The sequence below is a fragment of the Streptomyces sp. MMS24-W38 genome, from assembly GCF_059889265.1.
The window spans coordinates 3,890,894-3,908,076 of record NZ_JCBCPP010000001.1 but is presented as its reverse complement, the minus strand read 5'-3'; the positions used below and the strand labels follow the sequence as shown (position 1 = coordinate 3,908,076).

General features: G+C 70.5%; 15 protein-coding genes and 1 tRNA gene. 10 read left to right on the top strand and 6 right to left on the bottom strand.

The window, feature by feature from the left end; all coding sequences use genetic code 11:
• Positions 1-8: 8 nt before the first annotated feature.
• Positions 9-998 carry an SMI1/KNR4 family protein gene (locus AC6F7H_RS16840; RefSeq protein ID WP_500757783.1) on the bottom strand — a complete coding sequence of 330 codons (990 nt, stop codon included), beginning with the start codon at positions 996-998 and terminating at the stop codon, positions 9-11.
• A 352-nt stretch (positions 999-1,350) separates the two neighbouring features.
• On the opposite strand from AC6F7H_RS16840, the gene AC6F7H_RS16835 reads away from it, so the two are divergent.
• A complete protein-coding gene (locus AC6F7H_RS16835) occupies positions 1,351-1,881 on the top strand; it encodes a YwqJ-related putative deaminase (protein ID WP_500757782.1) in 531 nt (176 codons plus the stop codon).
• Between the two features lie 61 nt (positions 1,882-1,942).
• Positions 1,943-2,476, top strand: a complete 534-nt coding sequence (locus AC6F7H_RS16830; protein WP_500757781.1) for an SUKH-3 domain-containing protein — start codon at positions 1,943-1,945, stop codon at positions 2,474-2,476.
• Between the two features lie 67 nt (positions 2,477-2,543).
• On the opposite strand, the gene AC6F7H_RS16825 is transcribed toward AC6F7H_RS16830, so the two are convergent.
• The 4 genes from AC6F7H_RS16825 to AC6F7H_RS16810 all read right to left on the bottom strand — a co-directional run bounded on the left by AC6F7H_RS16825 (position 2,544) and on the right by AC6F7H_RS16810 (position 7,013).
• On the bottom strand, positions 2,544-3,863 hold the full coding sequence (locus tag AC6F7H_RS16825) for a sensor histidine kinase (RefSeq protein ID WP_500757780.1): 1,320 nt from the start codon (positions 3,861-3,863) through the stop codon (positions 2,544-2,546).
• A gap of 211 nt (positions 3,864-4,074) precedes the next feature.
• Positions 4,075-4,902 (bottom strand): ABC transporter permease, encoded by an 828-nt coding sequence (locus AC6F7H_RS16820; RefSeq protein WP_500757779.1) that lies wholly within the window; start codon positions 4,900-4,902, stop codon positions 4,075-4,077.
• A complete protein-coding gene (locus AC6F7H_RS16815; protein ID WP_500757778.1) occupies positions 4,899-5,834 on the bottom strand; it encodes an ATP-binding cassette domain-containing protein in 936 nt (311 codons plus the stop codon). The genes AC6F7H_RS16820 and AC6F7H_RS16815 overlap by 4 nt, the downstream gene beginning before the upstream one ends.
• Positions 5,835-5,930: 96 nt before the next feature.
• Positions 5,931-7,013, bottom strand: coding sequence for a lysylphosphatidylglycerol synthase transmembrane domain-containing protein (locus AC6F7H_RS16810; protein WP_500757777.1), 1,083 nt, complete (start codon positions 7,011-7,013; stop codon positions 5,931-5,933).
• 368 nt (positions 7,014-7,381) lie between these two features.
• On the opposite strand from AC6F7H_RS16810, the gene AC6F7H_RS16805 reads away from it, so the two are divergent.
• From AC6F7H_RS16805 to AC6F7H_RS16780, 6 genes are all read left to right on the top strand, one after another.
• A tRNA-Gln gene (locus tag AC6F7H_RS16805) sits at positions 7,382-7,457 on the top strand.
• Positions 7,458-7,589: 132 nt separating this feature from the next.
• Positions 7,590-9,035 carry a bifunctional UDP-N-acetylglucosamine diphosphorylase/glucosamine-1-phosphate N-acetyltransferase GlmU gene (glmU, locus tag AC6F7H_RS16800; protein ID WP_500757776.1) on the top strand — a complete coding sequence of 482 codons (1,446 nt, stop codon included), beginning with the start codon at positions 7,590-7,592 and terminating at the stop codon, positions 9,033-9,035.
• A 172-nt stretch (positions 9,036-9,207) separates the two neighbouring features.
• Positions 9,208-10,188, top strand: coding sequence for a ribose-phosphate diphosphokinase (locus AC6F7H_RS16795; RefSeq protein ID WP_500757775.1), 981 nt, complete (start codon positions 9,208-9,210; stop codon positions 10,186-10,188).
• Between the two features lie 209 nt (positions 10,189-10,397).
• Entirely contained in the window at positions 10,398-10,979 is a 582-nt protein-coding gene (locus AC6F7H_RS16790) for a 50S ribosomal protein L25/general stress protein Ctc (RefSeq protein ID WP_500757774.1), read from the top strand.
• A 110-nt stretch (positions 10,980-11,089) separates the two neighbouring features.
• Entirely contained in the window at positions 11,090-11,722 is a 633-nt protein-coding gene (gene pth / locus AC6F7H_RS16785; RefSeq protein WP_500757773.1) for an aminoacyl-tRNA hydrolase, read from the top strand.
• Between the two features lie 68 nt (positions 11,723-11,790).
• Complete coding sequence (locus AC6F7H_RS16780) at positions 11,791-12,339, top strand: hypothetical protein (protein ID WP_500757772.1); 549 nt, start codon at positions 11,791-11,793, stop codon at positions 12,337-12,339.
• A 90-nt stretch (positions 12,340-12,429) separates the two neighbouring features.
• Here the strand turns inward: AC6F7H_RS16780 and ppc are convergent, their stop codons facing one another.
• A complete protein-coding gene (gene ppc / locus AC6F7H_RS16775) occupies positions 12,430-15,171 on the bottom strand; it encodes a phosphoenolpyruvate carboxylase (protein ID WP_500757771.1) in 2,742 nt (913 codons plus the stop codon).
• 289 nt (positions 15,172-15,460) lie between these two features.
• Here ppc and AC6F7H_RS16770 point away from each other — a divergent pair, with 289 nt between their 5' ends.
• Both AC6F7H_RS16770 and AC6F7H_RS16765 read left to right on the top strand, forming a co-directional pair.
• Complete coding sequence (locus AC6F7H_RS16770; protein ID WP_500757770.1) at positions 15,461-16,498, top strand: acyl-CoA desaturase; 1,038 nt, start codon at positions 15,461-15,463, stop codon at positions 16,496-16,498.
• Complete coding sequence (locus AC6F7H_RS16765; protein ID WP_500757769.1) at positions 16,495-17,172, top strand: TetR/AcrR family transcriptional regulator; 678 nt, start codon at positions 16,495-16,497, stop codon at positions 17,170-17,172. The genes AC6F7H_RS16770 and AC6F7H_RS16765 overlap by 4 nt, the downstream gene beginning before the upstream one ends.
• Positions 17,173-17,183: the final 11 nt, after the last annotated feature.

Here is a 17,183-nt window from a genome sequence, read left to right as displayed (position 1 = left end):
GCCAGACCTCACTCCCCCGCGGAGGAAACCGGAACGACCTGCGCGAAGCCGCCGTCCACCATCAGATTCGCCACCGTCTCCAACTCGGGCGGCGACCCCGCCAACCGTGCCAGAAACGCGTCGAAGTCGTCCCCGCACGGCAGCAGCAGCCGCTCCACCCGCTCCGCCGGCGTCCATGACGGGTCCACGTCCCGCGCGTCGTCGTACGCGCAGAACCACACCGAACCCACCCGGTCGCCCTTCACCTTCACCGCCAGCAGACCGCCCTGGACGAAAGCGACTCCCAGGTAGTCCTTGGTGAGGTGATCACGCAGACACTTGTTGACGTACACCAGGTCATTGACCGCGGCCTCGTCCCGCACCGTGAAGAACGGCTGGTCGACCAGCAGCCCCAGCTCCGCGTCCAGCGCCGTCCCCACCGGGGCACAACCACCCGCCACCTTCAGGAACGACCGGTACGCGCCCGGCAGCCGGTACCCGAGGTCCTCCTCGACCCCCAGCACCTGCGCCTCGGTCACCGCGAGCCCCGACTTCGGCAGCCCGAAATGCGCCGGACGCGTCTCCTGCAACGGCCGCGTCCCCCGCTTCTCCTGGTCCACGCCCGACGTCACCACACCACCGTGGTGCCGCAGCAACGCCTTCACCTCGACCGGCACCAGCTCCAGCCGCCGCGACGCCACCACGTGGTGCCACGTCCAGCCGTGCGGCGTCGCCACCGCCGGCACCGTGTCCCACAGCTCATGACCGGTCGCCGCCAGCGCCGCGTTCGCCGACACGTAGTCGGTCAGCCGCAGCTCGTCGACACCGAAACCCTCCGGCGGCTCCGCGATCTCCGCGGCCGCACGCGCGTACGGCGAGAAATCGGGGTAACCACGCTCGTCCACCCGTACCCCTCTCGGGTGACGGGCCGCCCGCACCGGATCCGGGAAGTGCACGACCTGCCCGGCATAGGCCGCATTCGGCGGCACGGTTTTCTGCCCGAGCCGACCTGTCGTCATGGCGGTTGCCCCCTGCGGCACTCTGTACGCCCCGCACCGACCACCCTCGGGCCGTTACGGAACGTATTCGACTGTCACGTCTGTTTCGACTGCTTACCGCCGCTTCCCGCCGTTGCCCCGCACGCCATCCGCGCGGATCACCGCAGGAATCGCGGTGCCGACAGCCTATGCGGTACGACGGCACCGGTCACCGGGCACCGGCCGCTCGCCCCTCCGGTTCCGTGACCAACCGTCACCCTCCCGTGACAGTCAGCCCAAACCTGGGCGTGTCACCCCGCCCCAGCTTCCCCATCAGCCACGCCATTTGGCACTCTGTGACCTTCCGGGGGATGCGCGGGAGGAAAAGACGATCATGAATATGACGCAAACAGGGACCCACCAGGGGACCCACACAGGTCGACCCGGCGCCCCCCGCACCGGCGACCCCCGCGTCGGCTGGAGCGCCGCCGACGCCGCCCACACCCCCCTCCTCCACCACCGCCGCGACGGCATCCTGCCCACCATCGCCGCCGCCCTCTCCATCCGCGGCGCCACCCTCACCGGCACCGCCGCCCGCGGCGACACACCCCCCGACCTGCACCCCCTCGTCCAGGACTTCCTCGACGCCCTCACCAGCGGCCAACGCGACCGCTTCACCGGCCGCTGCGCCGAAACCATCCTCATCTCCCGGCACATCACCGCCGCCGACAACGCCCGCAGCAAACGCGCCGCACGCAAACCCATGACCAACGGCGAAGCGCGCAAAGCGCTCAAACAAGCCAAACTCACCGCCCGTCACATCCGCGAGGACGGCGACCCCCTCCACGGAGGCTTCGCCGCCCCCTGTCGCGCCTGCACCGCCCTCACCGCCCACTTCGGAGTCCGCGTCGTCGACCCCGGATAACCCCCGCCCCCACCTCCCCCGGCACCGACCGGCCACCACCACGACGACGGACGAACGGCAGATGCACACCGACCGCACCCCCGCCCCCCACCACCCGGCCCCACCCGAGCCAGGGGGAACCCCACCGCGCTTCCCCGACCCCGTCGACGCCGCCCTGCGCACCGCCGGCTGGCGACCGGGCCGCTGGGACATCAAGCAGGCCGAGATCTGGGCCGACACCCTGCGCGAGCACACCTCACCCGCCGGACACCGCCACGCCGTCTTCCCCTCCGCCGTCGAAGTCTGGGCCGAATTCGGCGGCCTCCACATCACCCCCACCGGCACCGGCCGCCAACTCGCCCCCGCCGCCCTCCACCTCGACCCCCTGCACGGCCTCCACATGGCCCGCACCCTCGGCGACCTCGGCCGCGCCCTCGACACCGAGGTCTGCCCCGTCGGCGCCGAAACCGACACCCACACCCTCCTCGCCATCGACGCCCAGGGCCGCGTCTACGCCCTCGACCACACCGGCGACTGGTACCTCGGCCACCACATCGACCAGGCCCTCACCGCCCTCGTCACCGGCACCCGGCCCACCCGCCTCACCACCGGCTGACCACGCCGCCGGGCCCACGGGCCCGGCCCCGGCTCTCGGCTCTCGGCTCTCGGCTCTCGGCTCTCGGCTACGACGCCGGAATCACCGCCGACACCCGGAAACCCCCCGCGTCCGTCGGCCCCGACACGAACACCCCACCCAGCGCCGACACCCGCTCCTTCATCCCCACCAGACCGTTCCCACCCGACGGCAACCGCGCCGACGCCCCCGCCTCCGGCGGCGACTCGTTCTCCACCTGCATCGCGATCTCCGACACCCGATGCGCGAGCCGCACATACGTCTTCGCCCCCGGCGCATGCTTGTGGACGTTCGTCAACGCCTCCTGCACCACCCGATACGCCGTCGACTCCACCTCCCCCGCATACGACCGGCCCTCACCCTCCACCGACAGGTCCACCACCACCCCCGCAGCCGCCGACTGCTCCACCAACTCGCCGATCTCCGCCAGCCTCGGCCCCTCGCCCCCCGCACCCCGAGCCTCGTCCACCGCCCGCGACGCGGCCGCGGCCGCCGCCACACCCACCGCCACCAACGGCACCGCGTCCCCGGTGCCCCGGCTTCCACCGCCCCCGCCGGACCGCAGCACCCCGAGCATCTCCCGCAACTCCGTCAACGCCTGCCGGCCCATGTCCCCCACCAGCGCGGCGTTCTTCACCGCCTTCTCCGGATCCTTCCGCGCCACCGCCTGCAACGCCGCCGCATGCACCACCATCAGACTCACCCGGTGCGCGACCACGTCATGCATCTCCCGCGCGATCCGCGTCCGCTCCTCGTTACGCGCCCACTCGGCCCGCTCCTCGGCCCGCTCCGCCAGCAACTGGAGCTCCCGCTCCAGACTGTCCGCCCGCTCCCGCAGACTCTCCATCAACCGCCGCCGCGCCCCCACGTACAGCCCCAGCAGCAACGGCGGCGCGGTCAGCCCCAGCGACGTCGTGATCGACGCGAACGGAACGAACCAGTCCCCCAGGGTCAGCTCCCCGCGCGCCATGTCCTGCCGCACCCGCACGAACGTCACGATGAGCGTCCCCACCAGCGACATCCCCGCCAGCGACCCGATGATCCGGCGCGGCAACTCCGACGCGGCCAGCGTGTACAGGCCGACCAGGCCCATCAGAAAGCCCATCTGGGCCGGCGTGATGGCGATCACCACCAGCACCACGGCGATCGGCCAGTGCCGCCGCACCACCAGCACGGAACCCGCCAGCAGCCCGAAGACCACCCCCGCGGCCACCGGGATCCCCGCGTCCCGCGCGAACGGGATCCCCTCCAGCCCGCACTCCAGCGCGGACACCGCCGCAAGGCTCACATCCAGCGCGGCACTCCGCCGCCTGCCCCACCACCACGGCCCTCCGCCGGCCGCCACGTGGTCTTCCCCCGTCGTGGTCATGCCCTCCAGCCTACGGGCGCGCGGTGCCGGTTTTCCGGGCAGTTTCCCCGCCCCACCCCCAGCACGCTCCGTGACCGTTCGGATGCGGCATCGCCCGACATCCCTCGAACTGTTGAATCGCACATCCTTCGACCCCGGAAGCCCGCATTCCGCCCGGACGGTACGCGTATGGCACACGCACCAGGCAGATACGCGGTCGCAGAACGCCCTCTCACACCGCCTTGCGATAGAGCCATACGCCCAGCGGTGCGAACGCCAGCACAATGCCCGCGTCCCAGGCGAGCGCCTGCCACACGTCCTGTGCGGTCGGCCCCCCGAGGACCAGGTCGCGGACCGCTTCGGCGGTCCTTGACACCGGCTGGTGCCGGGCGAACGCCTGCAGCCATCCGGGCATGGTGTCGACGGGGACGAACGCCGCGGACGCGAAGACCAGGGGGGCCAGGACGGGAAATGCCGCGGCCTGGGCCGTCTCCGGATCACCGACCGCCATACCGACCACCGCGAAGATCCATGACATCGCGAACCCGAAGGCCAGCACCAGCAGAATCCCGCCGAGCAGCGCCCACACACCGGCGTGAATGCGGAAACCGATGGCGAACCCCACCCCCGTCATCAGCGCCACCACGAAGACGTGGCGCCCGAGATCCGCCGTGGTTCGCCCCACCAGCACCGCGGACCTGGCCATCGGCAGCGACCTGAATCGCTCCATCAGGCCGGTCTGCATGTCCGTGGCCAGGCCGATCGCCGTGTTCATGGCCCCGAAGACCGCCGTTTGCACGAAAATGCCCGGAATCAGGAAGTCGACGTAACTGACTCCGTGGAGGGCCGGCGCGACGACACCTCCGAAGACGTACCGGAACATCAGCACGAAGACCAGTGGCTGGATGGTCGAGAACACCAGCAGCCGCGGTATTCGTCGCAAGGCCGTCAGATTCCGCCATGCGACGGTCAGACCGTCCCCGGCGGTCCGCACGAGCCGTGTCCCGGGCCGGGCGAGCGGTCCCGGGCGCCGGGCGGGTCCGGTGGCGGCACGGGTCATGACCGGTCCCCGGTCAGTTGCAGGAACACGTCGTCCAGGCTGGCTTCCCGTACGGCGACGGTGCTGGGCACCAGGCCGTGCGCGTCCAGGAGCCGGAGGCCGTCCAACAACTGGCGTGATCCGTCGCGTGAGGCCAGGCGGACCCGGGACGCGTCGACGCGGGGCGACTCCGCGAAGCGCGCCCGCAGCAGTTCGGCCGCCGACCGGGCCCGCCCGGCTTCTCCCATGTCGAACTCGATGACGGTGTCGCCCAGATGCGCTTTGAGACGGGCCGGGGTGTCGTCGGCGATCACCCGTCCCCGGTCGATGACGACCACCCGATGTGCGAGTCGGTCGGCCTCGTCCAGGTACTGAGTGGTCAGCAGCACGGTCGTACCGTCGTCGACGAGGTGTCGGATCAGGTCCCACAGCGCGTTGCGGCTGTGCGGGTCGAGGCCCGTGGTGGGCTCGTCGAGAAAGAGAACCGGCGCGCCGGGAACGAGCGCGGCGGCGACGTCCAGGCGTCTGCGCATGCCGCCGGAGTAAGTCCGCACGAGACGCTCGCCCGCGGTGGTGAGGTCGAACCGTTCCAGCAGTTCAGCCGCGCGGACCCGGATCCGGGAGCGCCGCACGTGGGTGAGCCGCCCGATCATGCGCAGGTTCTCCCGGCCGGTGAGGTTGCCGTCCACCGCCGCGTACTGCCCGGCCAGACCGATCAGACCCCGGACGGTCGCCGCTTCGCGGACCACGTCGTGCCCGAGGATCTCGGCGTGGCCCGCGCTCGGGCGCACGATCGTCGTCAGAATCCGAATCGCCGTGCTCTTACCCGCACCGTTGGGCCCCAGCAGGCCGAGGACGGTACCGGGCCGGACTTCGAAGTCGACCGAGTCCAGTGCCGTCACCGTCCCGAACCGCTTGCTGAGACCGGTAACACTGATCGCCGCCTGGCCCACCTGCCCACCTCTCGGTGCAGCGGAGAACCTGTCCCGTCCATTCTCACCCCGCGGCCGGGAAGCGCCCACAGAAAAGGGCCACGGCGACGGCACGCGTCACGTCCCCGACTCTTCGCGTTCGGTGTGGGCCCGCCGGTGTGAGGCGATCGTGAGGCCGAGCCAGCTCGTCCAGCCGACCGCCTGCGGGGCCCAGTAACTCGCGATCCGGTACAGGAGTGTCAGTGCGATGGCCTGGTCGACGCGCAGTCCGTAGAGCACCAGGAGCGCGGCAAGGCTGGTTTCCACGATTCCGAGGCCGCCGGGCGTGAGCCGCAGGGCCCCCGCCATCTGGGTGAGGACGTAGGCGACCAGCGTCCCCGGCCAGGGCAGCGCGATACCCAGCCCCCACGCGCAGGCTCCGAGGCAGGCCACGTCGAGAACCCAGTTGGAAAGGGCCAGGGCGAACGGCGTCAGCCATGGGCGTACACCAGGCCGCTTCGCTCTCACGTGCCGGACGAGGTGGGAGAGCCCGCTTTCGATGCTCCACATGCGGGGGGAACGGACCCCGATCCGCCGCCACGCGCGCCAGACCCGGCGCCGCACGGGCGGGAAACGCGCCAGGGCGACCGTCCCGGCGGTGACGAGAACGAGGGCCGCCGTCAGCCAGAGCACCGCAGCGCGCAGGCCGACGGCAACGCCTGCTCCTCCACCGGCCAGAACGCCGGCCACCAGCAGTGAGAACAGGGCGAGACCGGAGAACACGCCGGACACCGCGAGGACGGCGCCCGCGAGCACCTGCGACACACGGCAGCGCCGCAACTGTCGGAACAGCCAGGCAGCGGCGAACGCCGCCCCGGCGGGGAGCGCCCCGGCCACCGCGTTGGCGGCCAGGATCATCACCGCCACACGGCCGAACCTCAGACGGGCGTCACCCGCCCTCAGCAGCCACCATTGCATCGCCGCCACACAGGCCAGGGACAGCGCCTCGAGAAGGGCGGCGAGTCCCAGCCGTCCCGGTGGGACCGCCCCCATCAGACGCAGGGCCAGGACCAGGTCGTGGCGCCGGTTCAACGCGACGACCGCGGCTGCCGACACGATGACGGCCGACACCAGCCACCACCCAGGACGCAGGATCCGTGCAGCCGTCGGACGGGACACCGGATCCCCGGCGACTTCCGGTCCGCCCGCGTCATCCGCCATACAGGCCACGTTACGGGGGAGCTCGCCACCGGCACGGCAGGCTGTGGGCTGCGGGCCGGCCGGCGCGACGCCCGCTCGGTCCGTCCCGGAGACCGGCTCCCGCCGGACCCGCCGGCCCCGCGCGGGATAGCAGGACGGCGGTGAGGGCGATTCCCGAAAGCGGGCGCGGCGCGTTCCGAGACCACACAGGGGTGCGGCCGGCGGACGGCACCGGCAGACCACCGGCCTCCGCGTCCGCCGACGTGCGACCGCGGGTGTCCCGTCCTCACCGTGCGACAGAGCAGTGGGCCGTACCGTCGCACCGAGGGCCGGTGGGGCGCCATCGTGACCCACGCGGGGGTATGTCTCCGGTAAGGTCTGAGGCGCTGTCCCCCGTGGTGTAACTGGCAGCACACTAGATTTTGGATCTAGTAGGACAAGGTTCGAATCCTTGCGGGGGAGCCACAGCACAGCAAGACCCCAGTTCGGGTCCTGACCGGTCGAACCCCCGGTCAGGACCCGCACTCATGTCCCCCCACAAACGCCCCGGTATCCTGCGGTTGTCCACCCCCACCCCATACAGCCGAAGGGCATCCCGTGAGCGTCAACCGCCCGGCAGCCGTCGTCGTACTCGCAGCGGGTGAGGGCACCCGTATGAAGTCGGCCACTCCGAAGGTCCTGCACGACATCTGTGGCCGCTCCCTGGTGGGCCATGTGCTCGCCGCCGCCGGTGAGCTGGAGCCGGAGAACCTGGTCGTCGTCGTGGGCCACGCCCGCGAGCAGGTGACCGCGCACCTCGCCGAGGTCGCCCCCGCCGTCCGCACCGCCGTGCAGGAGGAGCAGAACGGCACCGGTCACGCCGTGCGGATGGGCCTGGAGGCGCTGGGCGGTGTCGTCGAGGGGACCGTGGTCGTGGTCTGCGGGGACACGCCCCTCCTGACCGCCGGGACGCTTCGGGACCTCGCCGCCACACACTCTGCCGACGGCAACGCGGTGACCGTGCTGACGGCCGAGGTGCCGGACGCGACCGGGTACGGCCGGATCGTGCGGGACGACACGGGTGCCGTGACGGCGATCGTGGAGCACAAGGACGCCACCGATGTGCAGCGGGCGATCCGGGAGATCAACTCCGGGGTGTTCGCGTTCGACGGGCAGCTCCTGGCGGACGCCCTGGGCAAGGTGCGGACGGACAACAGCCAGGGTGAGGAGTACCTGACCGATGTGCTGGGCATCCTGCGTGCGGCCGGGCACCGGGTGGGTGCGTCGGTGGCGGGTGATCACCGGGAGATCGCGGGGATCAACAACCGGGTGCAGCTCGCCGAGGCGCGGCGGATCCTCAACGACCGGCTGCTGACGGAGGCCATGCTGGCCGGGGTGACGATGGTCGATCCGGCGACGACGTGGGTGGATGTGACGGTGACGTTCGAGCAGGACGTGATCGTGCATCCGGGGACGCAGTTGCAGGGTGCGACGCATCTCGCCGAGGGGTGCGAGGTGGGCCCGAACACGCGGTTGGCGGACACGCGGGTGGGGGCCGGCGCGCGGGTGGACAACACGGTGTCGGCGGGTGCCGAGATCGGGCCGGAGGCGACCGTCGGGCCGTACGCGTATCTGCGTCCGGGGACGCGGCTCGGGCGCAAGGGCAAGATCGGTACGTACGTGGAGACGAAGAACGCGTCGATCGGTGAGGGGACGAAGGTTCCGCATCTGTCGTATGTGGGGGATGCCACGATCGGCGAGTTCTCGAACATCGGTGCGGCGAGCGTGTTCGTGAACTACGACGGACAGGACAAACATCACACGACGGTCGGGTCGCACTGCAAGACGGGGTCGGACAACATGTTTGTGGCACCTGTCACTGTCGGGGACGGTGCTTACACGGCTGCCGGCTCCGTGATCACGAAGGACGTGCCGCCCGGTTCACTGGCCGTGGCCCGTGGCCAGCAGCGGAATATCGAGGGTTGGGTGGCTCGTAAGCGTCCGGGGAGTGCTTCCGCGAAGGCGGCGGAGGCGGCTTCGCCGGGGGCGGCCGAGGAGGGGTGACCGAAAAGCGGCGCGCCCGATTCGGCGTACCGTGATAAATGCACACCCGCACCCCACCTGCCGAGACGGCTCCTCGCGTACGGACCGAGAGGCCGCTCGCGATCGAGCCGCGTACCCCCTCGCCACCCGCGAGTCCCCGCGATACCTGCGAAACCTCTGAGGAGAAAGTGCTGTGACCGGGATCAAGACGACCGGCCAGAAGAAGATGATGTTCTTCTCCGGCCGCGCCCACCCCGAGCTTGCCGAGGACGTCGCCCGCCAGCTGGGGGTCGAGGTCGTCCCGACGAAGGCCTTCGACTTCGCCAATGGCGAGATCTACGTGCGGTACGAGGAGTCGGCCCGTGGTGCCGACTGCTTCCTGATCCAGAGCCACACGGCACCGATCAACAAGTGGATCATGGAGCAGTTGATCATGATCGACGCGTTGAAGCGTGCGTCGGCCAGGTCCATCACGGTCATCGTGCCGTTCTACGGTTACGCGCGGCAGGACAAGAAGCACCGGGGCCGTGAACCGATCTCGGCGCGTCTGATCGCGGACCTGATGAAGACGGCGGGTGCGACCCGGGTGCTGACGGTGGATCTGCACACGGATCAGATCCAGGGCTTCTTCGACGGTCCCGTCGACCACCTCTTCGCGTTGCCGCTGCTCGCGGACTACGTGGGGGCGAAGGTGGACCGGGAGAAGCTGACCGTGGTCTCGCCGGACGCGGGCCGGGTGCGGGTGGCGGACCGCTGGTGCGACCGGCTGGGCGCGCCGCTGGCGATCGTGCACAAGCGGCGGGACAAGGATGTGGCGAATCAGGTCACGGTCCACGAGGTGGTCGGTGAGGTGAAGGGCCGCGTGTGCGTCCTGGTGGACGACATGATCGACACGGGCGGCACGATCTGTGCGGCGGCGGACGCGTTGTTCGCGCACGGTGCGGAGGACGTCATCGTGACGGCGACGCACGGTGTGCTGTCGGGTCCGGCTGCGGACCGGCTGAAGAACTCGCGGGTGAGTGAGTTCGTGTTCACGGACACGCTGCCGACTCCGCACGAGCTCAGTGCCGACCTGGACAAGATCAAGGTGCTGTCGATCGCGCCGACGATCGCGCGTGCGATGCGCGAGGTGTTCGAGGACGGTTCGGTGACGAGCCTGTTCGACGAGCAGTAAGGGTTCTGCGGCCCGGCCCCCTGGTGGTCCGGGTGATCGTTTTGGGTACGGCCTCCCCGTCCGAGTAGACTGCTGCAGTTGCTCGGCGAGGGAGGCCGTACCGCTTCGTGTGGAGCGGGGTACGGCGGTCCGTAATCGACGCGCTCTTCGTAGCAGGCCGTTCGTGGCCGGGTGACCACGTCCGTAACTGACTTCGAGGAGTGATGAACATGGCCGACGTGAAGCTGCACGCCGAGACCCGTACCGAGTTCGGCAAGGGTGCCGCGCGTCGTGTCCGCCGTGACAACAAGGTCCCGGGTGTGGTGTACGAGCACGGTCTCGAGCCGCTGCACCTGACGTTCCCGGGTCACGAGCTGCTGCTGGCGCTGCGTACGCCGAACGTGCTGATCGATCTGGTCATCGACGGTGAGGGCAGCCAGCTGGCGATCCCGAAGGCGGTGCAGCGTGACCCGCTGCGCGGTGACCTGGTGCACGTTGACCTGCTGAAGGTGAAGCGGGGCGAGCGGGTCACCGTCGAGATCCCCGTGCTCGCCGAGGGTGAACTGGCCCCGGGCGGCAACCTGCTGGAGCACGTCCTCTCCGCGCTGCCGGTCGAGGCGGAGGCGACGAACATCCCGGACGGCGTGACCGTCTCGGTGCAGGGTCTGGAGGCCGGTGCCGCGGTCCTCGCCAAGGACCTGGTGCTGCCGGAGGGTGTGAAGCTGGCGGTCGAGGAGGACACCGTCGTGCTGCAGGTCCTGGCCGCGCAGGCCGAGGAGGTCTCGGAGGGCGAGGAGGAGGCCGAGGCCTGATCGTCCTCGCGGGCTTCGCCGCCCGCGGAGGCTTCGTATTCTTCGATGCGCGTCGGCCGCTGTTCCCGTGCGGGGCAGCGGCCGACGCGTATGGGGACACGGATGCGCGGATGCGTGAACACGTGAATGAGGGAGACACGGACGTGACGACCGATGACGCGGCGGCGCCCTGGCTGATCGCGGGGCTGGGCAACCCGGGGCCGGAGTACGCGATGAACCGGCACAACGTGGGGTTCATGGTGGCGGACCTGCTGGCGGAGCGGGTCGGGGGCCGGTTCAAGCGGGCCGGGAAGGCCCAGGCGCAGGTGGTGGAGGGGCGGATCGGGCCGCCGGGTCCGGCGAGCCGGCGGGTGATCGTGGCGAAGCCGATGTCGTTCATGAACCTGTCGGGCGGTCCGGTGAACGCGCTGCGGGAGTTCTACAAGGTGCCGGTGGCCCATGTGGTGGCGGTCCACGACGAGCTGGACATCGACTACGGGACGCTGCGGCTGAAGCTGGGTGGCGGGGACAACGGTCACAACGGGTTGAAGTCGATGACGAAGGCGTTCGGGCGGGACTACCACCGGGCGCGGTTCGGGATCGGGCGGCCGCCGGGGCGGATGCAGGTGGCGGACTTCGTGCTGCGGGACTTCTCGTCGGCGGAGCGCAAGGAGCTGGACTACTTCGTGGACCGGGCGGCGGACGCGGTGGAGTGTCTGGTGATCGAGGGGCTGGAGCGGGCGCAGGGCACGTACAACTCGTGAGCCGGATCCGGTGCCCCGCATCCGGCCGAGGTTGACCGACCGCAAAGGCATGGCCAAGGATCTCGGCCATGCCTTCTGCCGTCTCCTCCTCCCGGGGCTCCTCCCGGGGCTCCTCCCGGGGCTCCTCCCGGGGCTCCTCCCGGGGATCTTCCCGAGGTTCCTCCGCCGCGCTGCGGTTCGGCCGGCTCGCGGCGATGGGCACGGTCACCGTGCTGATCCTGATCGCGGGGGTGTGGGCGTCGTGGGGTACGGCGCAGTACGCGATGCTGACGAAGGGTCGGGAGCGGGGCACGGTCACCGTGGCGTCGTGCGGTGCGGGGACCTGCAAGGGGGCGTACGCGCCGTTGTCGCCGGGGTCGCAGCCGCGGGCTGAGGTCGTGCTGGAGGACACGGTGGCGGTGGCGGAGGGACGGACGTACACGGTGGTGGTGAAGCCGGACGGGACCGAGGTGGTGCGTTCGGGTCCGACGGGGGTGCTCCACGCGTGGGTCCCGCTGGGCGGGGCGCTGATGCTGGCGTCGGTGGTGGTGGCGGGCGGGTTGCTGCGGACGCGGCCTGCGTGGGTGATGGGGTTGTCGGGCGTGGCGCTGGTGACGGCGGCGTTCCTGGTGAGGTGAGGGCGGGCCCGTGCGCGGTCCGGTGGACGACGGACGACGGTGCCCCCGGGCCGGTGTGCGGCTCGGGGGCACCGTCGTGTGCCGTGGGGGTCAGCCGGTGTTGCGCAGGCCGGCGGCGACTCCGTTGACGGTGAGCAGGAGGGCTCGGGCGAGCAGGGGGTCGGGCTCCGTGCCGGCGGTGGCGGCGTCGCGCTGGCGCTTGAGCAGGGCCACCTGGAGGTAGGAGATGGGGTCGAGGTAGGCGTCGCGGATGGCGAAGGTCTGCTTGAGCACCGGTTCGGCGTCCAGGAGTTCGCTCTCGCCGGTGACGCGGAGCACCTCGGCGACGGTGAGTTCGTGTTCGACGCGGATGGTGTCGAACACGTGCTTGAGGTGGTCGGGGACGAGGGTGTCGACGTAGTGCCGGGCGATGCGCAGGTCGGTCTTGGCGAGGGTCATCTCGACGTTGGAGATGAAGTTGCGGAAGAAGTGCCACTGCTCGTGCATCTCGTCGAGCACCGTGTCCAGGCCGCTCTCGCGCAGGGCCTTCAGGCCGGAGCCGACGCCGTACCAGCCGGGGACGATCTGCCGGGACTGGGTCCAGCCGAACACCCAGGGGATGGCGCGCAGGCCGTCCAGTCCGGCGCCGGAGTCGGGGCGGCGGGAGGGCCGGGAGCCGAGGTGGAGGTCGGCGAGCTGGTCGACGGGGGTGGAGGCGAAGAAGTAGGCGGGCAGGTCGGGGTCCTCGACGAGCCGGCGGTAGGCGGCGTGGGCGGCGCCGCTGACGACGTCCATGGCGGCGTCCCAGCGGGCGAGCGCGTCGTCGGACTGCCGGGGCGCGGTGTGCAGGGCGGATGCCTGGAGGGTGGCGGCGACGGTCAGTTCCAGGTTCTCCCGGGCGAGCGAGGGGATGAGGTACTTGTCGGAGATGACCTCGCCCTGTTCGGTGACCTTGATCTCGCCCTCGAGGGTGCCCCAGGGCTGGGCGAGGATGGCGTCGTGGGTGGGGCCGCCGCCGCGGCCGACGGTGCCGCCGCGGCCGTGGAAGAGGCGCAGGCGGACGCCGTAGCGGTGGGCGACGTCGCGCAGTCGGCGCTGGGCGCGGTGGATCTCCCACTGGCTGGTGGTGATGCCGCCGAACTTGGAGGAGTCGGAGTAGCCGAGCATGACCTCCTGGACGTCGCCGCGCAGGGCGACCAGGCGCCGGTAGGAGGGGTCGGCGAGCATGTCCTCGAGGATGGTGTCGGCGGCCTTCAGCTCGTCGGTGGTTTCGAGGAGCGGGACGATGCCGATCTTCGCCCAGCCGGCGTGCAGGTCGATGAGTCCGGCCTCGCGGGCGAGGACGGTGGCGGCGAAGACGTCGTCGGCGCCCTGGCACATGGAGATGATGTAGGACTCGATGACCTCGGGGCCGAAGATCTCCAGGGCCCGCTTGACGGTCTGGAAGACGCCGAGGGTCTTCTCGCCGGCCGCGTCGACGGGTGCGGGGGTGGGGGCGAGGGGGCGGCGCGACCGCAGTTCCTTGGCGAGGAGCTTGGTGCGGTAGTCGCGGGGCATGTCGGTGTAGCGCCAGGATTCCTCGCCGAGCCGGTCGAACAGCTGGCCGAGGGCGTGGTGGTGGGCGTCGGCGTGCTCGCGTACGTCCATGGTGGCGAGCTGGAGGCCGAAGGCGGCGAGGGTGCGGATGGTGCGGGCGAGCCGGCCGTCGGCGAAGAGGCCGCCGCGGTGCTCGCGCAGTGAGGCCTGGATGATCCGCAGGTCGGCGAGGAGCTCGCCGGTGCCCAGGTAGTCGTGGCCGGGCTGGTGCGGGGTGTCCTTGGCGAGGCGCTGCTTGGTGTTCTCGAGCTTCTGCCGGATGCAGGTGGCCTTGAGCCGGTAGGGCTCCTCTGCGTTGAGGCGCTTGTAGCGGGGGCTGATCTCGGGGAGGGCGTCGAGGTCGGCCTTCAGGGAGGTCAGCAGTTCCTCGGTGGCTCCGGCGTAGCGGATGGAGTTGGAGAGGAATCCGCGGAGCTCGTCGATCGTCTCCAGGGCGTCGTTGATGCCGTGTTCGTGCTGGAGGATGAGGACGTCCCAGGTCACCTGGGGGGTGACGTTGGGGTTGCCGTCGCGGTCGCCGCCGATCCAGGTGCCGAAGGTGAGGGGGCGGGTGTCGTCGGGGAGCTTGACGCCGGCGCGTTCGAGTTCCGCGGTGAGGTCCTCGAGGACGTCGCCGACGGCGCCGGCGTGGAGCTCGTCGAGGTAGTAGATGGCGTTGCGGGCCTCGTCGGCGGGTTCGGGGCGGACCACGCGCAGTTCGTCGGTCTGCCAGACGAGGTCGATGTTCTCGGCGAGGCGGATGTCGAGGCGGCGCCGGTCGGAGGCGATGACGGGGGTGTCGAGGAGTGCGGCGATGCGGCGCAGCTTGTTGAGGACGGAGCGGCGTGCGGCCTCGGTGGGGTGAGCGGTGAAGACGGGGCGGACGTTGAGGTGCCGCACGGTTTCCCGCAGGTGTTCGGGGTCGGCGTCCTTGAGGCGGTCGGCGGTGCGGGAGAGCAGTCCGCCCTCGGTGGCGCGCCGGGCGCGCAGCTCGCGGCCTCGGTGGACCTGTTCGGTGACGTTGGCCAGGTGGAAGTAGGTGGAGAAGGCGCGGACCAGCTTGGCGGCGGTTTCGAGTTCGGTGCCGCGCAGCAGTTCGGCTGCGGCCTCGCCGTCCTCGCGGGTGAGGCGGCGGACCTTTTCGACGAGGTCGAGGAGTTCGGGGCCGTCCTGGCGGACGAGGGTTTCTCCGAGGAGATCACCCAATCGGCGGATGTCGGCCCGCAGTTCGCTGCTCGTGGTCGCCGTGGACACGTTCTGGTCGTCGGCACTGCTCACAGGTGCGGCTCCTTGCAGTGTTGAAGCTGGTCTGGAGGAATCCCGGACGGCGTCTCGGGCGGCTGGTGCCGCATACGGGCCGGGCATCCGGGAAGGAATCAGAGCGGACCGCGCTGTCCGACCGGCTTCCAGGATAGGTGTCGGCCGGGACGCGCAGGCTCGTGGGCTCGTGCCGCCGGGCCGCGCACTGCCATACTTACGTTGCCGTAGGTTACGGGACCGTAGGGAGTGTCGCGTGGTTCCGCTGCCCGGCATCACCCTCGACCCTCATACCTCACAGGGGACACGCATGACCTCAGGCCCCGATGTCATCGACGAAGCCTCCAAGAGGCCCGCGCCCGACTCCCGCTCCGACGCCGCCGCCGTCCCGTCCGCCACGCTGGGTGGCGAGCGCAAGCGCTCCATCGAGCAGATCACTCTGCTGCTCTTCATCATCGTGCCGTTCCTGGCGCTGCTGGCGGCGGTGCCGCTGGGGTGGGGCCGGGGGGTGAGCTGGCTGGATCTCGGGCTGCTGGTGTTCTTCTACTTCCTCGGCTGCCACGGCATCACCATCGGTTTCCACCGTCACTTCACTCATGGTTCGTTCAAGGCGAAGCGGCCGTTGAAGATCGCGCTGGCGGTGGCGGGTTCGATGGCGGTGGAGGGGCCGCTGGTGCGCTGGGTGGCGGACCACCGCAAGCACCACAAGTTCTCGGACGCGGAGGGCGACCCGCATTCGCCGTGGCGGTACGGGGAGTCGGTGCCGGCGCTGCTGAAGGGGCTGTGGTGGGCTCATCTCGGCTGGATGTTCGACGAGGAGCAGACCCCGCAGGACAAGTACGCACCGGATCTGATCAAGGACCCGACGCTGCGTGCGATCTCCCGCCAGTTCATTCTGTGGACGGCGTTGTCGCTGGCGCTGCCCGCGCTGATCGGCGGTCTGGTGACGATGTCGTGGTGGGGCGCGTTCACCGGCTTCTTCTGGGGTTCACTCGTTCGGGTGGCTTTGTTGCACCATGTGACGTGGTCGATCAACTCGATCTGTCACGCGGTGGGCAAGCGGCCCTTCAGGTCGCGGGACCGTTCGGGCAACGTGTGGTGGCTGGCGGTCCTGTCCTGCGGTGAGTCCTGGCACAACCTGCACCACGCCGACCCGACGTCCGCGCGGCACGGGGTGGAGCGGGGGCAGCTGGACTCCTCGGCCCGGCTGATCCGCTGGTTCGAGCAACTGGGCTGGGCGTACGACGTGCGGTGGCCGTCACGCTCGCGTATCGATTCGCGCCGTCACCCCCGTAATACCGGGGTGGGCGGTTCCCGGCGCGGGCGGGAGACGGCTGAGGCGGCATGATGGTCGTTGTGGCGACCGACTCCAGCAACACCTCGAGCAACGACAAGCCGCGGCGGACGCGCCGCACCCGGATGACCGGTGCGGAGCGCCGTCAGCAGCTGCTGGAGATCGGCCGTACGTTGTTCGCGGCGAAGGGTTTCGAGGCCACGTCGGTGGAGGAGATCGCGGCGAAGGCCGGAGTCTCCAAGCCGGTGGTGTACGAGCACTTCGGCGGCAAGGAGGGCCTGTACGCGGTGGTGGTGGACCGCGAGATGCGGCGCCTGCTGGACATGGTGACGGGTTCGCTGACCGCGGGGCATCCGCGGGAGCTGTGCGAGCAGGCGGCGTTCGCACTGCTGGACTACATCGAGGAGTACACGGACGGTTTCCGCATCCTGGTCCGCGATTCCCCGATCCCGCAGTCGACGGGGTCCTTCGCCTCCCTCATCTCGGACATCGCCACCCAGGTGGAGGACATCCTGGGCCGCGAGTTCAAGAGCCGCGGCTTCGACCCCAAGCTGGCTCCGCTGTACGCGCAGGCGCTGGTGGGGATGGTCGCGCTGACCGGCCAGTGGTGGCTGGACGTCCGCAAGCCGAAGAAGGCGGAGGTGGCCGCGCACCTGGTGAACCTGGCCTGGCACGGCCTGGACGGCCTGGAGCCCAAGCCTCGGCTGATCGGACACCGGAAGAACTGAATCCCCGGTCC

What these genes read in the sequence shown, in the direction of transcription:
- AC6F7H_RS16840 (WP_500757783.1), bottom strand. Translation starts at nt 998, where the DNA reads ATGACGACAGGTCGGCTCGGGCAGAAAACCGTGCCGCCGAATGCGGCC.
- AC6F7H_RS16835 (WP_500757782.1), top strand. Translation starts at nt 1,351, where the DNA reads ATGAATATGACGCAAACAGGGACCCACCAGGGGACCCACACAGGTCGA.
- AC6F7H_RS16830 (WP_500757781.1), top strand. Translation starts at nt 1,943, where the DNA reads ATGCACACCGACCGCACCCCCGCCCCCCACCACCCGGCCCCACCCGAG.
- AC6F7H_RS16825 (WP_500757780.1), bottom strand. Translation starts at nt 3,863, where the DNA reads ATGACCACGACGGGGGAAGACCACGTGGCGGCCGGCGGAGGGCCGTGG.
- AC6F7H_RS16820 (WP_500757779.1), bottom strand. Translation starts at nt 4,902, where the DNA reads ATGACCCGTGCCGCCACCGGACCCGCCCGGCGCCCGGGACCGCTCGCC.
- AC6F7H_RS16810 (WP_500757777.1), bottom strand. Translation starts at nt 7,013, where the DNA reads ATGGCGGATGACGCGGGCGGACCGGAAGTCGCCGGGGATCCGGTGTCC.
- AC6F7H_RS16790 (WP_500757774.1), top strand. Translation starts at nt 10,398, where the DNA reads ATGGCCGACGTGAAGCTGCACGCCGAGACCCGTACCGAGTTCGGCAAG.
- pth (WP_500757773.1), top strand. Translation starts at nt 11,090, where the DNA reads ATGCGTGAACACGTGAATGAGGGAGACACGGACGTGACGACCGATGAC.
- AC6F7H_RS16780 (WP_500757772.1), top strand. Translation starts at nt 11,791, where the DNA reads ATGCCTTCTGCCGTCTCCTCCTCCCGGGGCTCCTCCCGGGGCTCCTCC.
- AC6F7H_RS16770 (WP_500757770.1), top strand. Translation starts at nt 15,461, where the DNA reads ATGACCTCAGGCCCCGATGTCATCGACGAAGCCTCCAAGAGGCCCGCG.
- AC6F7H_RS16765 (WP_500757769.1), top strand. Translation starts at nt 16,495, where the DNA reads ATGATGGTCGTTGTGGCGACCGACTCCAGCAACACCTCGAGCAACGAC.